General features: G+C 72.5%; 14 protein-coding genes and 1 pseudogene. 5 read left to right on the forward strand and 10 right to left on the reverse strand.

Annotation, left to right across the window (positions count from 1 at the left end):
• Positions 1 to 80 precede the first annotated feature (80 nt).
• The gene (locus HFV08_RS23880) at positions 81 to 905 is read right to left on the reverse strand and encodes an alpha/beta fold hydrolase (RefSeq protein ID WP_168542309.1); all 825 of its coding nucleotides are present in this window, start codon (positions 903 to 905) and stop codon (positions 81 to 83) included.
• 258 nt (positions 906 to 1,163) lie between these two features.
• Between HFV08_RS23880 and HFV08_RS23885 the strand changes: the two genes are divergently transcribed.
• Positions 1,164 to 1,604, forward strand: coding sequence for an ATP-binding protein (locus HFV08_RS23885; protein ID WP_246341977.1), 441 nt, complete (start codon positions 1,164 to 1,166; stop codon positions 1,602 to 1,604).
• 27 nt (positions 1,605 to 1,631) lie between these two features.
• Here HFV08_RS23885 and argF read toward each other — a convergent pair whose 3' ends face one another.
• From argF to HFV08_RS23920, 7 genes and pseudogenes are all read right to left on the reverse strand, one after another.
• A complete protein-coding gene (gene argF, locus HFV08_RS23890) occupies positions 1,632 to 2,645 on the reverse strand; it encodes an ornithine carbamoyltransferase (RefSeq protein ID WP_168542311.1) in 1,014 nt (337 codons plus the stop codon).
• A gap of 159 nt (positions 2,646 to 2,804) precedes the next feature.
• Positions 2,805 to 4,040: an arginine deiminase gene (locus HFV08_RS23895; protein WP_168542313.1), complete on the reverse strand. Its 1,236-nt coding sequence runs from the start codon at positions 4,038 to 4,040 to the stop codon at positions 2,805 to 2,807.
• 209 nt (positions 4,041 to 4,249) lie between these two features.
• Positions 4,250 to 5,173 carry an LLM class F420-dependent oxidoreductase gene (locus HFV08_RS23900; protein WP_168542315.1) on the reverse strand — a complete coding sequence of 308 codons (924 nt, stop codon included), beginning with the start codon at positions 5,171 to 5,173 and terminating at the stop codon, positions 4,250 to 4,252.
• Positions 5,174 to 5,500: 327 nt separating this feature from the next.
• A pseudogene (locus HFV08_RS23905) lies at positions 5,501 to 5,950 on the reverse strand (DUF6099 family protein); the annotation flags it as partial.
• Between the two features lie 217 nt (positions 5,951 to 6,167).
• Positions 6,168 to 6,554, reverse strand: coding sequence for a nucleotide pyrophosphohydrolase (locus HFV08_RS23910; protein WP_168542317.1), 387 nt, complete (start codon positions 6,552 to 6,554; stop codon positions 6,168 to 6,170).
• Positions 6,551 to 7,744: an AAA family ATPase gene (locus tag HFV08_RS23915; protein ID WP_376770700.1), complete on the reverse strand. Its 1,194-nt coding sequence runs from the start codon at positions 7,742 to 7,744 to the stop codon at positions 6,551 to 6,553. Before HFV08_RS23915 ends, HFV08_RS23910 begins: the two co-directional genes overlap by 4 nt.
• A gap of 163 nt (positions 7,745 to 7,907) precedes the next feature.
• Positions 7,908 to 8,303, reverse strand: a complete 396-nt coding sequence (locus HFV08_RS23920; RefSeq protein WP_168542319.1) for a cell division protein SepF — start codon at positions 8,301 to 8,303, stop codon at positions 7,908 to 7,910.
• Between the two features lie 310 nt (positions 8,304 to 8,613).
• On the opposite strand from HFV08_RS23920, the gene HFV08_RS23925 reads away from it, so the two are divergent.
• From HFV08_RS23925 to HFV08_RS23935, 3 genes are all read left to right on the forward strand, one after another.
• Entirely contained in the window at positions 8,614 to 11,046 is a 2,433-nt protein-coding gene (locus HFV08_RS23925) for a phosphoketolase family protein (protein WP_168542321.1), read from the forward strand.
• A gap of 74 nt (positions 11,047 to 11,120) precedes the next feature.
• A complete protein-coding gene (locus tag HFV08_RS23930; RefSeq protein WP_168542323.1) occupies positions 11,121 to 11,669 on the forward strand; it encodes a type 1 glutamine amidotransferase domain-containing protein in 549 nt (182 codons plus the stop codon).
• Between the two features lie 16 nt (positions 11,670 to 11,685).
• On the forward strand, positions 11,686 to 12,195 hold the full coding sequence (locus HFV08_RS23935; RefSeq protein WP_168542325.1) for a DUF6328 family protein: 510 nt from the start codon (positions 11,686 to 11,688) through the stop codon (positions 12,193 to 12,195).
• Positions 12,196 to 12,227: 32 nt separating this feature from the next.
• Here HFV08_RS23935 and HFV08_RS23940 read toward each other — a convergent pair whose 3' ends face one another.
• On the reverse strand, positions 12,228 to 12,821 hold the full coding sequence (locus HFV08_RS23940; RefSeq protein ID WP_168542327.1) for a TetR/AcrR family transcriptional regulator: 594 nt from the start codon (positions 12,819 to 12,821) through the stop codon (positions 12,228 to 12,230).
• A gap of 5 nt (positions 12,822 to 12,826) precedes the next feature.
• Positions 12,827 to 14,296 carry an MFS transporter gene (locus HFV08_RS23945; RefSeq protein ID WP_168542329.1) on the reverse strand — a complete coding sequence of 490 codons (1,470 nt, stop codon included), beginning with the start codon at positions 14,294 to 14,296 and terminating at the stop codon, positions 12,827 to 12,829.
• A 268-nt stretch (positions 14,297 to 14,564) separates the two neighbouring features.
• On the opposite strand from HFV08_RS23945, the gene HFV08_RS23950 reads away from it, so the two are divergent.
• Positions 14,565 to 15,923: an NAD(P)/FAD-dependent oxidoreductase gene (locus tag HFV08_RS23950; RefSeq protein WP_168542331.1), complete on the forward strand. Its 1,359-nt coding sequence runs from the start codon at positions 14,565 to 14,567 to the stop codon at positions 15,921 to 15,923.
• Positions 15,924 to 16,008 lie beyond the last annotated feature (85 nt).

The following is a 16,008-nucleotide window of genomic DNA, read 5'->3' on the forward strand; positions in this document are numbered from 1 at the left end:
GCGCGCCGGTGCCGGTGGTGGCCGGGACCCGGACGGTACCAGCAGCCGCCGCCCGCGCCGAGCCGCCCCCGCCGCGTGCCTCAGCCGGTGGTGGTCATGAACTCCCGCAGGACCGCGACCAGTTGCTCCGGCTGGTCCTCGGCGATCAGGGTGCGCGTGTCCGCGATCTCGTGCAGGCGGCCCTGCGGCAGCAGTGCGGCGAGTTCCCGCCCGTGGGCCCGCGGCATCATCAGGTCGTCCGCCGCCCAGACCACGAGGGCGGGCTTGTCGAAGCCGGTCAGGCCCTCGGCCGCCTCGGTCAGCTCGGATCTGCGGACGCCCTTGTTGTAGCGCCGGAAGTCGTGGCGGATCGCCGGGTCGGTGCGCAGCGGGCGCAGCCATCCCTCGGCGGGCACCGGGCGCCTGGTGAGCGCGCCGAGCCCCACCGGCAGCCGCCGCAGCGCCCTGAGGCCGAGCACCCACGCGAGGAGCGGCACCCCGCCGGGCATCCGGCAGGCGAGGGAGAGCATCTTGCCGGGCAGTCCCGGCGGATAGTTGTCGAAGGCCTCGCAGGAGACCAGGACGAGACGGGCGAGGCGCTCGGGGTGCCGGACGGCGACGGTCTGCGCGCGCCCGCAGTCGCTCTCCACCAGGGTGACCTCGCGCAGGTCGAGCCGTTCCAGGAACTCGGCGACGAGCGCGATGACGGTGTCCGGGGAGAGCGGCACCCGCGGGTTCATCGGCCTGCGGTGCGAACCGTAGGGCAGGGTGGGCGAAAGGACGCGGTAGTCGCCGCGGAGTCCCGGGACCACCTTGCGCCAGACGCTCGCGTCGTGGACCAGCCCGTGCAGCAGGACGATCACCGGGCCGGTGCCGCCGGTGTCCTCGTAGGCGACGGGCCCCGCGGTCAGTTCGATCTCCGGCATCGGCGCGCCTTCCGGCCCTCGCCCTCGGGCGGGGCACCCTCGCTCGTGCGTCGGGCCCACTCTAGGACGTGCCCGGTACGGGCGTGAGCGGTACGGGCGTGAGCGCGGCGCTCTCACGGGCTGTCGCGGGCCGGGGACGCCGAGTGTGCGGGAGGGCCGAAGGTCCCGGCCGGTGTGTGACGGGAGCCTCTCCCCGTTCCCGGACGGGCCTTCGTAAGGTGGGCGGAGGAATGCCCGCTGTGGAACGGACCGAGGGCCTTGTACGAACTCACCGGACTCCCCACGTGGCGTGTCGAGCTGCCGCACACCGCGGCGGCCGTGCCCGTCGCGCGCTCCCTGGTGCGTACGGCGCTGGCGGAGCTCGAACACGGCGCGGACTGCGACACCGCGGAACTCCTGACGGCCGAGCTGGTCGCCAACGCCGTGGAGCACAGCTCGGGGGACGCCCCCATCGAACTCGTGGTGGAGGTCCTGCCGACCGGCTGCCAGGTCGAGGTGCACGACCGCAACCCGGAGCCGCCGGGTGACATGTCCTTCCCCGGACCGGCCGAGGAGCCCGACCCGTGGCTGGAGCACGGCCGGGGCCTGCTCCTGATCCGCACGCTGAGCCTGTCCTGCGGCCACCGCCCCACCGACTCGGGCAAGGCCGTGTGGTTCACGCTGCCCGCGATCCCCCAGCAGCGGCACCCGACCGCCTGAGCGGGAGCCGCCCCCGTACGGCCGCCGTCACCTGCCGCCGAGGGTGGCGACCAGGACCGCCTTGATGGTGTGCATCCGGTTCTCCGCCTCGTCGAAGACGACCGAGTGCGCGGACTCGAAGACCTCGTCGGTGACCTCCAGCGAGCTGAGGCCGTGGCGCTCGTGGATCTCCCGCCCGATCTTCGTACCGAGGTCGTGGAAGGCGGGCAGGCAGTGCAGGAACTTCACCGCCGGTTTCCCGGTGGCGCGCAGGACGTCCATGGTCACGGCGTAGGGCCGCAGCGCCAGGATGCGCTCGTCCCAGACCTCTTTCGGCTCCCCCATCGAGACCCAGACGTCGGTGGCGACGAAGTCGGCGCCCCGGACGCCCTCGGCGACCTCCTCGGTGAGGGTGAGCCGGGCGCCGCTCTGCTCGGCCAGGAGGCGGGCCCGGGCGATCACGGGCTCGGCGGGCCAGTAGGCCTCGGGCGCCACGATGCGGACGTCCATGCCGAGCAGGGCGCCGGTGATCAGGTAGGAGTTGCCCATGTTGAAGCGGGCGTCGCCGAGGTAGGCGAAGGCCAGCTCCGCCAGGGGGCGGTCGGCGTGCTCGGTCATGGTGAGGATGTCGGCCAGCATCTGGGTGGGGTGCCAGTCGTCGGTCAGTCCGTTGTAGACCGGGACGCCCGCGTGCGCGGCGAACTCCTCGACCTTCTCCTGGCTGTCCCCGCGGTACTCGATGGCGTCGAACATCCGGCCGAGCACCCGCGCGGTGTCCTTCACCGACTCCTTGTGGCCCATCTGCGAGCCCGCCGGGTCGAGGTAGGTGGTGGTGGCGCCCTGGTCGGCCGCGGCGACCTCGAAGGCGCAGCGGGTCCGGGTGGAGGTCTTCTCGAAGATGAGCGCGATGTTCCTGCCCACCAGGCGCCGGGCCTCGCCGCCCGCCCGCTTGGCCGCCTTCAGCTCGGCGGCGAGCGCGATCAGGGAGCGGAACTCCTCGGCGTCGAAGTCGAGTTCCTTGAGGAAGTGGCGGCCGGCGAGGCCGGGCGGGACAGTCGCCATCGGGGCGCTCCTGGGTCGCACAACAGACAAAGACAATGGAATTCTATACGGCGAGCCACATTTCTATGCGAGAGGGGCGGGTGACCGTCCTCACTGTGGCGGGCCGGTCCCCCGGCACCCCGGTGGACCGGCCCGCCGGGGACCGGACGGCGGACGCGCTCAGGACACCGCGTCGCGCTCGACCGGGCAGCTCATGCAGCGCGGTCCGCCCCGGCCGCGGCCGAGTTCGCTGCCGGGGATCTCTATGACCTCGATGCCCTGCTTGCGCAGATGCGTGTTGGTGGTCGCGTTGCGCTCGTAGGCGACCACCACGCCCGGCTCCACGGCGAGGACGTTGCAGCCGTCGTCCCACTGCTCGCGCTCGGCGGCGTGCACGTCCTGGATCGCGGTGAGCACCCGGATCTCGTCGAGCCCGAGGGCCGCCGCGATCGCCCGGTGCATGTGCTCCGGCGGGTGGTCGGTGACCTTCAGCTCCTTGGCGTCCACCCCGGGCTCGATGCTGTACGAGCGCAGCATCCCGAGCCCCGCGTACTGCGTGAACGTATCGGCGTCGACCATGGTCATCACCGTGTCCAGGTGCATGAAGGCACGGCGCTTGGGCATGTCCAGGGCCACGATGGTGCGGGCCGAACCGGCCGCGAAGAGCTTGTGCGCGAGCATCTCCACGGCCTGCGGGGTGGTGCGCTCGCTCATGCCGATCAGCACCGCGCCGTTGCCGATGACCAGGACGTCGCCGCCCTCGATGGTCGACGGATAGTCCGCCTGCCCCTCGGACCAGGTGTGGAAGGGGCCCGCGCTCTCCGCGGCGAACAGCGGGTGGTGCCGGTAGATGGCCTCGAAGTGCACGGTCTCGCGCTGCCGGGCCGGCCACCGCATGGCGTTGATCGAGACGCCGTCGTAGACCCAGGCCGAAGTGTCGCGGGTGAAGAGGTGGTTGGGCAGCGGGCCGAGGAGGAAGTCGTCGAGCTCCATGGCGTGGAAGCGCACCGAGGTCGGCTCGGGATGCTGCTCCAGGAACTCCCGCTTCGTCATGCCGCCGATGAGCACCTCGGTCAGCTCCGCCGCGCTCATCGTCTCGAAGGCGGCGCGCAGATGGTCGGTGGCGAGCGGCCCGTACTCCTTCTCGTCGAAGACCCGGTCCAGCACGAGGGACCGGGCCTTGGACAGCGCCACCGTCTCGCGGAGCAGATCGCCGAAGAGGTGCACGGTCACCCCCCGGTCGCGCAGCACATCCGCGAAGCCGTCGTGCTCCTGCCGGGCACGGCGTACCCACAGGACGTCATCGAAGAGCAGCGCGTCCTTGTTGCTGGGCGTGAGGCGTTTCAGCTCCAGGTCCGGCCGGTGGAGGATGACGCGGCGCAGGCGTCCGGTCTCGGAGTCGACGTGATATCCCATGGGGTCCATATTTCCCCGGCCGGGGGCCCGATGCGGGTCCTTCCACCGGAAAGTTGTGGGTCTGAGGCCGGTTTCCGTGATCACCGTGTACGAAGCGGGCCTCCGCACCGGAGGTCTTCCTGCGCGGGGGCGACGAAGCGTGACGGGACGGACGGGAGGGGTGAGCGGCCGGGCCCCCGCCGGAGCGGAGGGGCCCGGCGTGAGCCCTCTCAGCTCAGCTGCGACTGGACCTGGGCGGAGATGAGTTCGAGATGGTCCAGATCGTCCAGGTCGAGGATCTGGAGGTAGATGCGCTCGGACCCGGCCTCGGCGTACCGGCCGATCTTGTCGACCACTTCGGCCGGTGAGCCCGCGAGCCCGTTGGCCCTCAGCTCGTCGACCTGGCGGCCGATGGCCGCGGCCCGGCGGGCGACCTCGGCCTCGTCCTTGCCGACACAGGCGACCAGGGCGTTGGAGTACACCATCTCCCGCGGGGCCCGGCCCGCCTCCTGGACCGCCTCCCGCACCCGGCCGAACTGGCGGCGGGTGTCCTCCAGGGAGGCGAAGGGGATGTTGAACTCGTCGGCGTAGCGGGCCGCGAGCCGGGGGGTGCGCTTCGCCCCGTGGCCGCCCACCAGGACCGGCACCTTCGCCTGCGCCGGTTTGGGGAGCGCGGGCGAGTCGCTGAGCTGGTAGTGGCTGCCCTGGTGGGTGAAGGTCTCGCCGAGCGGGGTGCTCCACAGCCCGGTCACGATGGCCAGCTGCTCCTCCAGCCTGCCGAACTTCTCCTTCGGGAAGGGGATGCCGTACGCGGTGTGCTCCTCCTCGAACCACCCGGTGCCGAGGCCGAGTTCGACCCGTCCGCCGGACATCTGGTCGACCTGGGCGACCTGGATCGCCAGCACGCCGGGGAGCCGGAAGGTGCCCGCCGTCATCAGCGTGCCGAGGCGGATGCGGCTGGTCTCACGGGCGAGTCCGGCGAGGGTGATCCAGGCGTCGGTGGGGCCGGGGAGCCCGTCCGTACCCCCCATGCTCAGGAAATGATCCGAGCGGAAGAAGGCGTCGAAGTGCAGGTCCTCGGTCGCCTTGGCGACCTTGAGCAGGGTGTCGTAGGTGGCGCCCTGCTGCGGTTCGGTGAAGATGCGGAGATCCATGCCTCCATCCTGCACTCCGCCCCGCCGTCGATCCGCGCAGGCCGGGCCCGTGGTGCGGGGCGCGATCCGCACGGGCGGCCATACGGGCCGCCGTCCCGTCCCCCGCGGCGCGCGAGACCCATGTCCGCCCCGCCCGGCGGCGGTTCACCCGACCCACTCGGGGTCGGTCTGTATCTCCATCACGGCTCCCATCTCCACCACCGCGCGCCGGGTCACCCCGGGCCGGGCCCGTAAGGCGGGTCCATGGCTGCCGCCGAGGCCGCCCGCGCCGCCTCCGCCGGACCCGGCCTCCTCCTCGGCCGGGTCCGGGTCGCCCGCCGACTCCGTGAGCGCGTGCTCGCGGTCGGTGAGGCGGCGCAGCATCTCCAGGATCCGGTCCTGGCACTCGTCGGCGGCGTCGATGGCCTCCATGCACTGCCAGTAGATCCTGTCCTCCGCCGCCGTCGAGGCGATGCCGACCAGGGCGATGCCCACTTCTCCCAGCAGTGCGCCGAGGCCGGTGAGGGTCTCGCGCGCGTCCGGGATCTCGGACAGCTGCGCGGCGCGGATCCGGTCGACGCCGAACAACGGCGAGGTGAGCGCGCCGCAGCCGCGACCGCCGATCTCGCTCAACCCCAGTGCCTCGCCCCGTAATTCCGGGGGTCCGGCGACCGCCAGCCTGCTTCCGATGGCCTGGGCGAGCGACTGCGCCTGCCAGGCCTCCACCATCACGTCCGGCGCCTCATGACTGTCCGCCAGGGCACGCCTGCCTACTCCGATGAGCCGCACCGCATCCATGCGCTGCCCCGTCTCCCCTGTCCACACGCTTACTGTGCGTTTACCCGAACTCCCTTTGTCACTACCCAGCGTGAGGGCTCCAGCAACAAAAAGCCAGGGGTAGTCGGAAAACTGTGGACAGAAGTTACCTGTGGACAACTTTGCCACTCCGGAGAGTGACATTCGAAGGTGACGTAAAGTGACGAAACCCGGGCAACTGGGGGGCGTCCAGGGCTTGTTATCGCTGCGCCGCTCCCCCGTCGCCGTCGGCCGCCAGGCCGCTCCCGGGCACCGGGAAGCGCGCTTCATTGCGCGTGATCTTGGCGTCCAGGGCGGCCAGCGGGTCGATGCCGAGCACCTCGCAGAACTGCAGCAGATAGGCGAGGACGTCCGCCACCTCGTCGCGAACGCGGTGCGCGCCGCCGGGCTCGTCCAGTACGCGCAGCGACTCCTCGGGCGTCAGCCACTGGAAGATCTCCAGGAGTTCGGAGGCCTCGACGCTGAGCGCCGCCGCGAGATTCTTCGGGGTGTGGTATGGCTCCCAGTGGCGCGCGGCGGCGAAGTCGGCGAGGCGGCGGCGCAGGGCCGCGAGGTCGGGCGGGGGCGGGGTGTCGGCTGTGGTCACCGCCCCAGGTCTACCACCCGCAGCGCACCGGGCCCCGCCCCGTCCGGCGGCTCCGGCAGCCAGTCGGTGCTGCCGACCGCCGCGAGCAGGCGGATGTGGCCGCGGGCGCAGGTCTGGGCCGCGAGCCGCCCCAGCTCGCCGAGTTGGCGCAGATCCAGGCCCCGGTCGAAGCCGTCGGCGAGCACGGTCAGCGCCTGGAAGGCCTCCGGCACCTCGGCCGCGGGATCGACTTCGAGCACCCCGGGCCCGGTGAGCAGGACCAAGGCCAGGGCGAGGAAGCGCAGTTCGCCGTCGCCGAGCCGCTCGACGGGGGTGCGGCCGCCGTCCCGGCGCTGGAGCACGGCCCGCACCCGTCCGCCGCCGAGCTCCTCGGCGAGCAGGTCGGCGGTGGTGCCCCGGCATCCGGCGCCCAGGGTGCGGACCAGGATGCCGTGCCGGATGGGGCACTCGTCGTGGGTGCGGCGCAGCACCTCGGCGAGGTTGGCGCAGTCGCCGAGCAGCCGGCCCTGGCCGGCGGGGGCAGGCCCGCGCATCCGGTCCGGCTGCGGGTCGCAGCCGAAGACCGAGCGCAGCGCCACCACCATCTGCTCGGCGGCGGCGAGGACTTGGCGCTGCCCGGCGGTCTTGCCCGCGACGCGCAGCGGGAGCAGCGCGGTGCCGAGGAGGTCGTCGGGGAGCGGGGCGCGGGTGACCGGGGCGGTGCCCGCGGTGTGCCAGGCCGCCTGGACGGCGCGTTTGCCGGGGTCGCGCAGTGCGGTCTCCAGCAGGGTGAGCGGGCCCGCGGTGAGCCGCTCGCCGACGATGCGCAGCCCCGGTTCGGCCTGTACGGCCAGGTCGAGGCGGACCGGTCCGGCCGGTCCTTCGACCGTGCAGCCGATACGGAATCCGCGGCGGCCCTGGCTGTCGGCCCGGGCCGACTCCGGCACGCAGGAGACCGGGTCGGGGAAGACCTCGTCCAGCGCGTCCCCGGAGGCGAGCCGGGCCAGTGCCGCGTAGGCGCGCAGGGCGGTCGACTTGCCGCTGCCGCTGGGGCCGCTGAGGAAGGTGAGCGGACCGAGCGGGATCGTGGTCCTGCGGTGGCCCGCGAAGGCGGACAGGCGCAGTTCGGTGAGCGTAGGGCGGTCGGGCCGCGCGGCCGCGCCGGCCCGGCCGGAGGGCCCCGGGGCGGCGGCGGTCATGGTCAAGGTCATATTCCGGACGCTAAGCGCGCGCCCGCCAGGCGAACCGTTTTGCCCGGTACCGCTTCCCACGATCGTGCGACCGGGCCGGTGCCCTGTACGGTTTTCCGCCAGACGAACCACGTGTCCGGAAAGCGGCGGCGCGGCGTACGGATCCGGCCACACCCGGAGGCTGCTAGATGCCGGGTGCCGTGGCGTCCTCGATGAGTCCCTGGACCTCGGTGTCGGCCGGGGAGAGCAGGAAGACATTGCGATCGACGCGGTGCATCCCGCAGTTGAGGCCGAAGACGACTCCGCTGCTGAAGTCGAGGACCCGCTTGGCGACGGCGGTCTCGGCCCCGGTGAGGTCGAGGAGCACCGGGATCTGCGCCATCAGGGTCTCGGCGACCTCGCGGGCGTCGGCGAAGACGTTGATCCGCAGCACGACGAACTTGCGGCGCAGTTCGGTGCCGGCGCCCGGGTCGGCCAGGGCCGGATGCCCGGGCCAGGAGGGCCAGTCCCCGCCGTTGCGCAGCGGAACCACCTGGGCGAGCCCTTCCCACTGTTCGTCGGTGACGTCGTGGCCGTTCACTTCTCCACCTCGCCCTGGCTCGTCCTGGTTTTCTGCACGGCGCAATTCTTACCCGTCTTCACCCGATCGGCCCAACTGCGACACGGGTGCGCCCCGTGTCGTATGCCACTCGCCCCGCGGTCGTATGCGCCGCGCCCCGACGGAAGGCGGCCCGCCCGGAGGTGAAGCCCGGCCGCAAGGCGCGGCGGGTCCGCCGTGCGCCGCCCGGAGACGGCCCATGGCGGAAGCCGGAGTCGCGCGGAGGTGAGGACCGCCGGAGTCTGGGAACACGTACCCGCACATGTCCGCGAGCGGAGAGGCGCGGCCCTTCATGAGCGCTGCTGAGACTGCCCAACCGAACGAGGCGGCCGGGACCCCGGCCGAGGAGAGCGCGTACCCGTCCGAGCACACCGACTATCTGTCCGAGGGCGAGATCTCGGTGCTCTCGCGGTACTGGCGCGCGGCGAACTACCTGGCCGTGGGGCAGATCTACCTGCTCGACAACCCGCTCCTCGGCGAGCCGCTGGCTCCGGAGCACATCAAGCCCCGGCTGCTCGGGCACTGGGGTACGACACCCGGGCTCACCCTCGTCTACGCGCATCTGAACCGGGTGATCAGCGCCCGCGGCCTGGACATGATCCATGTGACCGGGCCCGGCCACGGCGGCCCCGCGACGGTGGCCTGCTGCTGGCTGGACGGCAGCTACTCGCAGGTGTACCCGGATGTGAGCCGGGACGGCGCGGGGATGGCCCGGCTGTTCAAGCAGTTCTCCTTTCCCGGCGGGATCCCGAGCCATGTGGCGCCCGAGGTCCCCGGCTCGATCCACGAGGGCGGCGAACTGGGCTACTCGCTCGCGCACGCCTACGGTGCCGCCTTCGACAACCCCTCCCTGGTGGTCGCGGCGATCGTCGGGGACGGTGAGGCGGAGACCGGGCCGCTGGCCACCGGCTGGCACGGCAACAAGTTCCTCGACCCGGTGCACGACGGGGCGGTGCTGCCGATCCTGCACCTGAACGGCTACAAGATCGCCAACCCCGCGGTGCTCGCCCGGCTCCCGCGGGAGGAGCTCGACGCCCTGCTGCGCGGCTACGGGCACGAGCCGGTGTACGTGACCGGCGAGGACCCGGAGCGGGTGCACCACGCCCTGGCCGCCGCCTTCGACCACTGCCTGGACCGGATCGCCGCGCTCCAGCGCGCGGCCCGCGAGGAGGGCTCGGAAGTGCGGCCCCGGTGGCCGATGATCGTGCTGCGTACGCCCAAGGGCTGGACCGGGCCGCGGGAGGTCGACGGGAAGCCGGTGGAGGGGACCTGGCGCGCGCACCAGGTGCCGCTGTCCGGGGTGCGCGACGATCCCGGACATCTGGCGCAACTGGAGGAGTGGATGCGCGGTTACCGGCCATCGGAGCTCTTCGACGAGCGGGGGCGGCCGTGGCCGGAACTGCTCGCCCAGGTACCGGACGGTGAGCGGCGGCTCGGCTCGAATCCGCATGCCAACGGCGGCCGGCTGCTGCGGAGCCTGCCCGCTCCGGACATCGCCCGGCACGCGGTGCCCGTGCCGAGCCCCGGCACCGGGCAGCACGAGCCGACCCGGGTCCTCGGCGGCCTGCTGCGCGAGCTGATGCGGGACACCGCCGAGCGCCGCGACTTCCGGCTCTTCGGCCCGGACGAGACCGCCTCCAACCGGCTCCAGGAGGTCTACGAGGTCTCCGGCAAGGGCTGGCAGGAGGAGCTGCTCGGCACCGACGAGGACCTCAGCCGTCAGGGCCGGGTCCTGGAGATGCTCTCCGAGCACAACTGCCAGGGCTGGCTGGAGGGTTACCTGCTCACCGGCAGGCACGGCCTCTTCTCCTCGTACGAGGCCTTCATCCACATCGTCACCTCGATGGCGAACCAGCACGCGAAGTGGCTCAAGGTCTCCCGGGAGCTGCCGTGGCGGATGCCGGTGTCCTCGCTCAACTACCTGCTGACCTCGCATGTGTGGCGCCAGGACCACAACGGCTTCTCGCACCAGGACCCCGGCTTCGTGGACCACATGGTCAACAAGGATCCGGAGACGATCCGGGTCTATCTGCCGCCGGACGCGAACTCCCTGCTGGCGGTGGCCGCGCGCACCCTGGACTCGCGGGACCGGATCAACATCGTGGTCGCGGGCAAGCAGCCCTCCTTCGACTGGCTGGACCTGGACGAGGCGGTCCACCACGTGGAGCGCGGTGTCAGCGTCTGGGACTGGGCGGGCACCGACACCGGCCGGACCCCCGACGTGGTCCTCGCGGCGGCGGGCGATGTGCCGACCACGGAGGTCATGGCGGCGGCGAAGCTGCTGCGCGAGGAGCTGCCGGGGCTCGCGGTGCGGGTGGTGAACGTGGTCGACCTGATGCGGCTGCTGCCCCCGGACCGGCATCCGCACGGGCTCAACGACCGTGGTTTCGACGCGGTGTTCACCACCGACAAGCCGGTGATCTTCGCGTACCACGGCTATCCCTGGCTGATCCACCGGCTGACGTACCGGCGCCGGGGCCACGACAACTTCCATGTCCGCGGCTACAAGGAGGAGGGCACCACGACGACCCCCTTCGACATGCTCGTCCTCAACGACATGGACCGCTACCGGCTCGCGATGGACGTCATCGACCGGGTCCCCGGACTCGCCCTGACGGCGATCTCGGTACGGCAGCGGCTCAAGGACAAGCGCGCCGACCACCGCGCGTATGTCGTACGGGAGGGACAGGACCTGCCGGAGATCAGGGAGTGGACCTGGTCGTGAGATCCGGTCCGGCCCACCGGGCGGATCGGACCGCGGCGAACTAGCCGGACAACCCCAGCAAGGAGCAGCACACCATGCGTATCGCATTCCTCGTGGCGCCCGAGGGCGTCGAGCAGGTTGAGCTGACCGAGCCCTGGGCGGCCGTCGAGAAGGCGGGCGGCCAGGCGCAGTTGGTGTCCACCGCACCCGGCAGCGCCCAGGGCTTCCACCACCTCGACAAGGCGGACACCTTCCCGGTGGACCTGACGGCGGGTGAGACGAGCGCGGCGGACTTCGACGGTCTGGTGCTGCCCGGCGGGGTGGCCAACCCGGACTTCCTGCGCACCGACGAGGCCGCCGTCGCCCTGGTCCGGAGCTTCTTCACCGCGGGGAAGCCGGTGGCGGTGATCTGCCACGGCCCGTGGACGCTGGTCGAGGCGGGCGTGCTGCCGGGGCGCACCCTCACCTCCTGGCCGAGCCTGAAGACGGACATCCGCAACGCGGGCGGCAGTTGGGTGGACGAGGAGGTCATGGTCTGCACCAGCGGCCCCAACACCCTGATCAGCAGCCGCAAACCGGACGATCTGGAGGCCTTCTGCGCGGCGGCGGTACGGGAGTTCGGCGCGCAGCGGGACCGGGCCTGAGGGAGGAGTCGCGGGCATGACCGAACCGGAGGGGGGCTGGACCACACCGGGCCGCCGGGAGACGGCCGAGCAGCGCGCCGACCGCCGCTGGGCCGAGCTGCTCCAGGAGGTCCGGGTGGCGCAGACCGGCGTCCAGATCCTGCTCGGCTTCCTGCTGACGGTCGCGTTCACCCCGCGCTTCCCCGAACTGTCCACTGCGGACCGGAATCTGTACGTGGTGACCGCGGTCCTCGGGGCCTCGGCGACGGGCGTGCTGATAGGCCCGGTCTCCTTCCACCGCCTGGTGACCGGCAAGCGGCTCAAGCCGGAGACGGTGACCTGGGCCTCGGGGATGACGATCGTCGGGCTGGTGCTGCTGCTCTGCACGATCAGCTCGGCGATGCTGCTGATCCTGCGGGTCGCGCTGCACAACGACGCGGTGCCGTGGATCGCCGCGGGCGTCACCGCGGTCTTCGTGCTGACCTGGTTCGTCCTGCCGGTCTGGGCGCGGATCCGCTACGGCCGGCGGGAGAGCGGCGAGGAGTGAGCGGGCGCCCGTGACGTCAGGGCGTCAGGGCGTCAGGGCGTCAGGTGGGCCTGCACCCCGGGCGCGTACCGGTCGATCAGGCGGGGCACCGGTTCGGCCCGTAGCCGGGGGCCGCGGGCGATGCCGAACATCACGCCGAGGCCGAGCAGCATCGCGACGGCGAGTTCCGCGCGCAGCCCCGCGTCGGGTCCTTCGAGCCGGGCGGTGAGGCGTTCGGCCACCTGGGTGCGGAAGTTGGCGCGCAGGATCTCGCCGTCCTCGCGGTGCATGGGGGCGAAGACGATCCGCAGGATGGGGTCGGCGCCCTGTTCGAGCTGGCTGCGGAGCAGGTGCTCGACCATATGGCGGCCGAGGGAGTCCAGGGGCGCGTCGAGGAGGGCGGCGGCGTCCTCCTCGAAGGACATCACGCGGGCGAGCAGGGCGTCCTTGTTGCCGAAGTACTTGAGCACGAGGGGCGGGCTGACCCCGGCGCGGGCGGCGATCGCCTTGAGGGTGATGTCGGCGTGCGGCTGCCGGGCGAGGAGGTGGCGGGCGGCGCGCAGGATGGCCCGCCGGGTCTCCTCGGCGTCCCGCCGCGCGGGGGCGCCGCCGTCCGCCTGCCGCTGCCCGGTCGCCGGAGTGGTCATGGCGTTCACGCCCCTTCGAGAGCCTGCTTCGGGGTGCTCAGGCCGCTGCCCGGCCCCGGGTGGTCCGCCCGCGGTTCGGCGGGTATCGCGAGCGCGGCGGCGCAGGCGACCAGGGCGACGGTACCGGCGAGGGCGAAGGCCATCAGATAGCCGTGCAGGGTCGGTACGGGCGCGCCGCCGACCGTGCTCGTGTGGTGGACGAGGATCGCGGCGACGGCGGCCGAGCACAGGGCCTGCCCGATGGTGCGCATGAGGACGTTGACGCCGTTGGAGGAGGCGGTCTGCTCGACGGGGACGGCCCGCAGGATCAGGGTCGGCAGCGCGGAGTACGCGAGGGTGGTGCCGGTGGAGACGACGGCGCCGCCGAGGACGATCACCCACAGGGCGTGGCTGTCGGCGATGCGGACCACGTAGCCGAGGGCGATCACCACGGCGCCCAGCGCGAGGGTGATACGCGGGCCGCGGGAGGCGGAGATACGGGCCGAGAGCGGCGAGAAGAGCAGCATGATCAGGCCGTTGGGCAGCAGGCACAGGCCGCTGGCGACGATGGAGAGGCCGAGTCCGTAGCCGGTCTCGGTGGGCGCCTGGACGAGCTGGGCGGTGACCAGGGAGTTGGCGTAGAAGGCGAACCCGGCGAGCAGGGCGGTCAGATGCGGCAGCGCGACCCGGGGCCGGACGGCGAGGCGGAGGTCCACCAGCGGGCGCGGGGCGCGCAGTTGCTGGCGCCACCACAGGGCGCCGGTGAGCAGGCTCGCGGCGAAGAGGCCGAGGACGGTGGCGCTGGTCCAGCCCCACTGGCCGCCCTGGGAGACGGCGAGCAGCAGGCAGACCAGGGCGGTGGCGAGGCCGAGGGCGCCGAGGGTGTCGAAGCGGCCCGGGGTGCGGACCGGGGATTCGCGCACCGCCCACCAGGCGGCGGCGAGGCCGCTCGCACCGAGCCCGCTGGTCACCCAGAACATCACGTGCCAGTCGGCGTACTGGACGATCAGCGCGGTCAGCGGCAGTCCGAGGGCGGCGCCGATGCCGACCGTGGAGCTCATCAGGGCGACGGCGGAACCGGTGCGGTGCGGGGGCAGTTCGTCGCGCAGGATGCTGATCGACAGCGGGACGACGGCGGCCGCGGCGCCCTGGAGCGCGCGGGCGGCGATGAGCAGCCGGATTTCGCTGGTGAGGGCGCAGACCACGGAGCCCGCGGTCATCAGGGCGAGCGCGGCGAGCAGCACCCGCCGCTTGCCGTACATGTCGCCCGCGCGGCCGAGGACGGGGGTGAGCACGGCGCCGGCGAGCAGGGTGGCGGTGACCGTCCAGGAGACGGCGGCCGGGGAGGCGCCGGTCAGCCGGGGCAGATCGGGCAGCAGCGGGACGACCACGGTCTGCATGACGGCCATCAGGATGCCGCCGAAGGCGAGCACCGGCACGGTGAGCTTTCGGCGCAGACCGGTCGGCGGCCCGGCGTCGGATATCGCGGGCTCCATGGGCGTCTCCAGCGGCACGGCGGTTCGGGGGCGGCGGATCAGGGAGGTGAATTCGTATTCACCTTACCTGGTGAATTCGCATTCACCTCCGCACTCACCTGCCAAGGGAGCCGGTGCGCGCACGGGTCGCCCATCCCGCCCGCCGAGTCGCCGGTTCCGCAAGCCGCGAAGCGCCCGGCGCCCGGGCGGCGTAGGCCGTTTCCCCCGAACTGTCCCACCTGCCGGACCGGTGGACTGAACCGGGCGGGGAGCGAGCAGGAGAAGGACCATGACACGACCCAGGATCCTCATCGTCGGCGGCGGCTTCGCCGGAGTGGAGTGCGCCCGTCGGCTGGAACGCAAACTCGGCCCGGGAGAGGCGCAGGTCACCCTGGCGACGCCCTTCGGCTACCAGCTGTATCTGCCACTCCTGCCCCAGGTGGCCTCCGGTGTGCTGACTCCGCAGTCGGTCGCGGTCTCCCTGCGGCGCGGGCTGCGGGGCACCCGGATCATCCCCGGCGGCTGCGTCGGGGTGGACCCGGTGGCCAAGGTCGCCGTCCTGCGCAAGATCACCGACGAACTCGTCAACGAGCCCTACGACCATCTGGTGCTCGCCCCCGGCAGCGTCACCCGCACCTTCGACATCCCCGGTCTGACCGAGCACGCCCAGGGGATGAAGACCCTCGCCGAGGCGGCCTATCTGCGCGACCACGTCATCAGCCAGCTCGATCTCGCCGCCGCGACGACGGACGAGCGGGAGCGGCGCTCCCGGCTCCAGTTCGTGGTGGTGGGCGGCGGTTACGCGGGCACCGAGACCGCGGCCTGCCTGCAGCGGATCACCGCGGCGGCGGCCGAGCGCTATCCGCGGCTCGACCCGCGGGACATCAAGTGGCACATCGTCGACATCGCGCCGAAGCTGATGCCCGAACTCGGCGACCGGCTCGGCACGGACGCCATGCACGTCCTGCAGCGGCGCGGCATCGAGGTCTCCCTCGGGGTCTCGGTGGCCAAGGTGGAGGCGGAGCAGGTCACGCTCACCGACGGCCGGGTGCTGCCCTGCCGGACCCTGGTGTGGACCGCGGGGGTCGCCGCGAGCCCGCTGATCGGCACGCTCGGCGCGGAGACCGTCAAGGGCAGGCTGGTGGTCACCGACCGGATGACGGTGCCGCGCTTCGACGGGGTGTTCGCGCTCGGCGACGCGGCGGCCGTGCCCGACCTCGCCAAGGGCGACGGGGCGGTGTGCCCGCCGACCGCGCAGCACGCCCAGCGCCAGGGCAAGGCGGTCGCCGACAACGTCCTGGCGAGCCTGCGCGGCAAGCCGCTGGAGCCGTATGTGCACAAGGATCTCGGCCTGGTCGTCGACCTCGGCGGCCGGGACGCGGTGTCCAAGCCGCTCGGGGTGCAGCTCACCGGGGTGCCCGCGCAGGCGGTGGCGCGCGGCTACCACCTGATGGCGCTGCGCACCAATGTCGCCAAGGTGCGCACCCTCACCAACTGGCTGCTGAACGCCACGGCCGGGGACGACTACGTCCGTACCGGATTCCAGTCCCGCCGCCCGGCCCGGCTGCGGGACTTCGAGTACACGGACACCTATCTGACGCCGGATCAGGTACGCGCGCACACCGAGTCCTTGCACGCGCGGCACTGAGCACCGCTACCGGACGGGCAGCCAACCTCCCGTACGGACAGGGCAGTTGGCCCGGTGCCGGTCGTCAGCCGGTGCCGGGCCGCGT

The sequence above is a fragment of the Streptomyces physcomitrii genome, assembly GCF_012273655.1.
GTDB classification, from domain to species: Bacteria; Actinomycetota; Actinomycetes; order Streptomycetales; family Streptomycetaceae; genus Streptomyces; species Streptomyces physcomitrii.

Coding starts and splice junctions, on each gene's coding strand:
- HFV08_RS23880 (WP_168542309.1), bottom strand. CDS start 905: ATGCCGGAGATCGAACTGACCGCGGGGCCCGTCGCCTACGAGGACACC.
- argF (WP_168542311.1), bottom strand. CDS start 2,645: ATGGCGACTGTCCCGCCCGGCCTCGCCGGCCGCCACTTCCTCAAGGAA.
- HFV08_RS23895 (WP_168542313.1), bottom strand. CDS start 4,040: ATGGGATATCACGTCGACTCCGAGACCGGACGCCTGCGCCGCGTCATC.
- HFV08_RS23900 (WP_168542315.1), bottom strand. CDS start 5,173: ATGGATCTCCGCATCTTCACCGAACCGCAGCAGGGCGCCACCTACGAC.
- HFV08_RS23915 (WP_376770700.1), bottom strand. CDS start 7,744: ATGACCTTGACCATGACCGCCGCCGCCCCGGGGCCCTCCGGCCGGGCC.
- HFV08_RS23925 (WP_168542321.1), top strand. CDS start 8,614: ATGAGCGCTGCTGAGACTGCCCAACCGAACGAGGCGGCCGGGACCCCG.
- HFV08_RS23930 (WP_168542323.1), top strand. CDS start 11,121: ATGCGTATCGCATTCCTCGTGGCGCCCGAGGGCGTCGAGCAGGTTGAG.
- HFV08_RS23935 (WP_168542325.1), top strand. CDS start 11,686: ATGACCGAACCGGAGGGGGGCTGGACCACACCGGGCCGCCGGGAGACG.
- HFV08_RS23940 (WP_168542327.1), bottom strand. CDS start 12,821: ATGACCACTCCGGCGACCGGGCAGCGGCAGGCGGACGGCGGCGCCCCC.
- HFV08_RS23945 (WP_168542329.1), bottom strand. CDS start 14,296: ATGGAGCCCGCGATATCCGACGCCGGGCCGCCGACCGGTCTGCGCCGA.
- HFV08_RS23950 (WP_168542331.1), top strand. CDS start 14,565: ATGACACGACCCAGGATCCTCATCGTCGGCGGCGGCTTCGCCGGAGTG.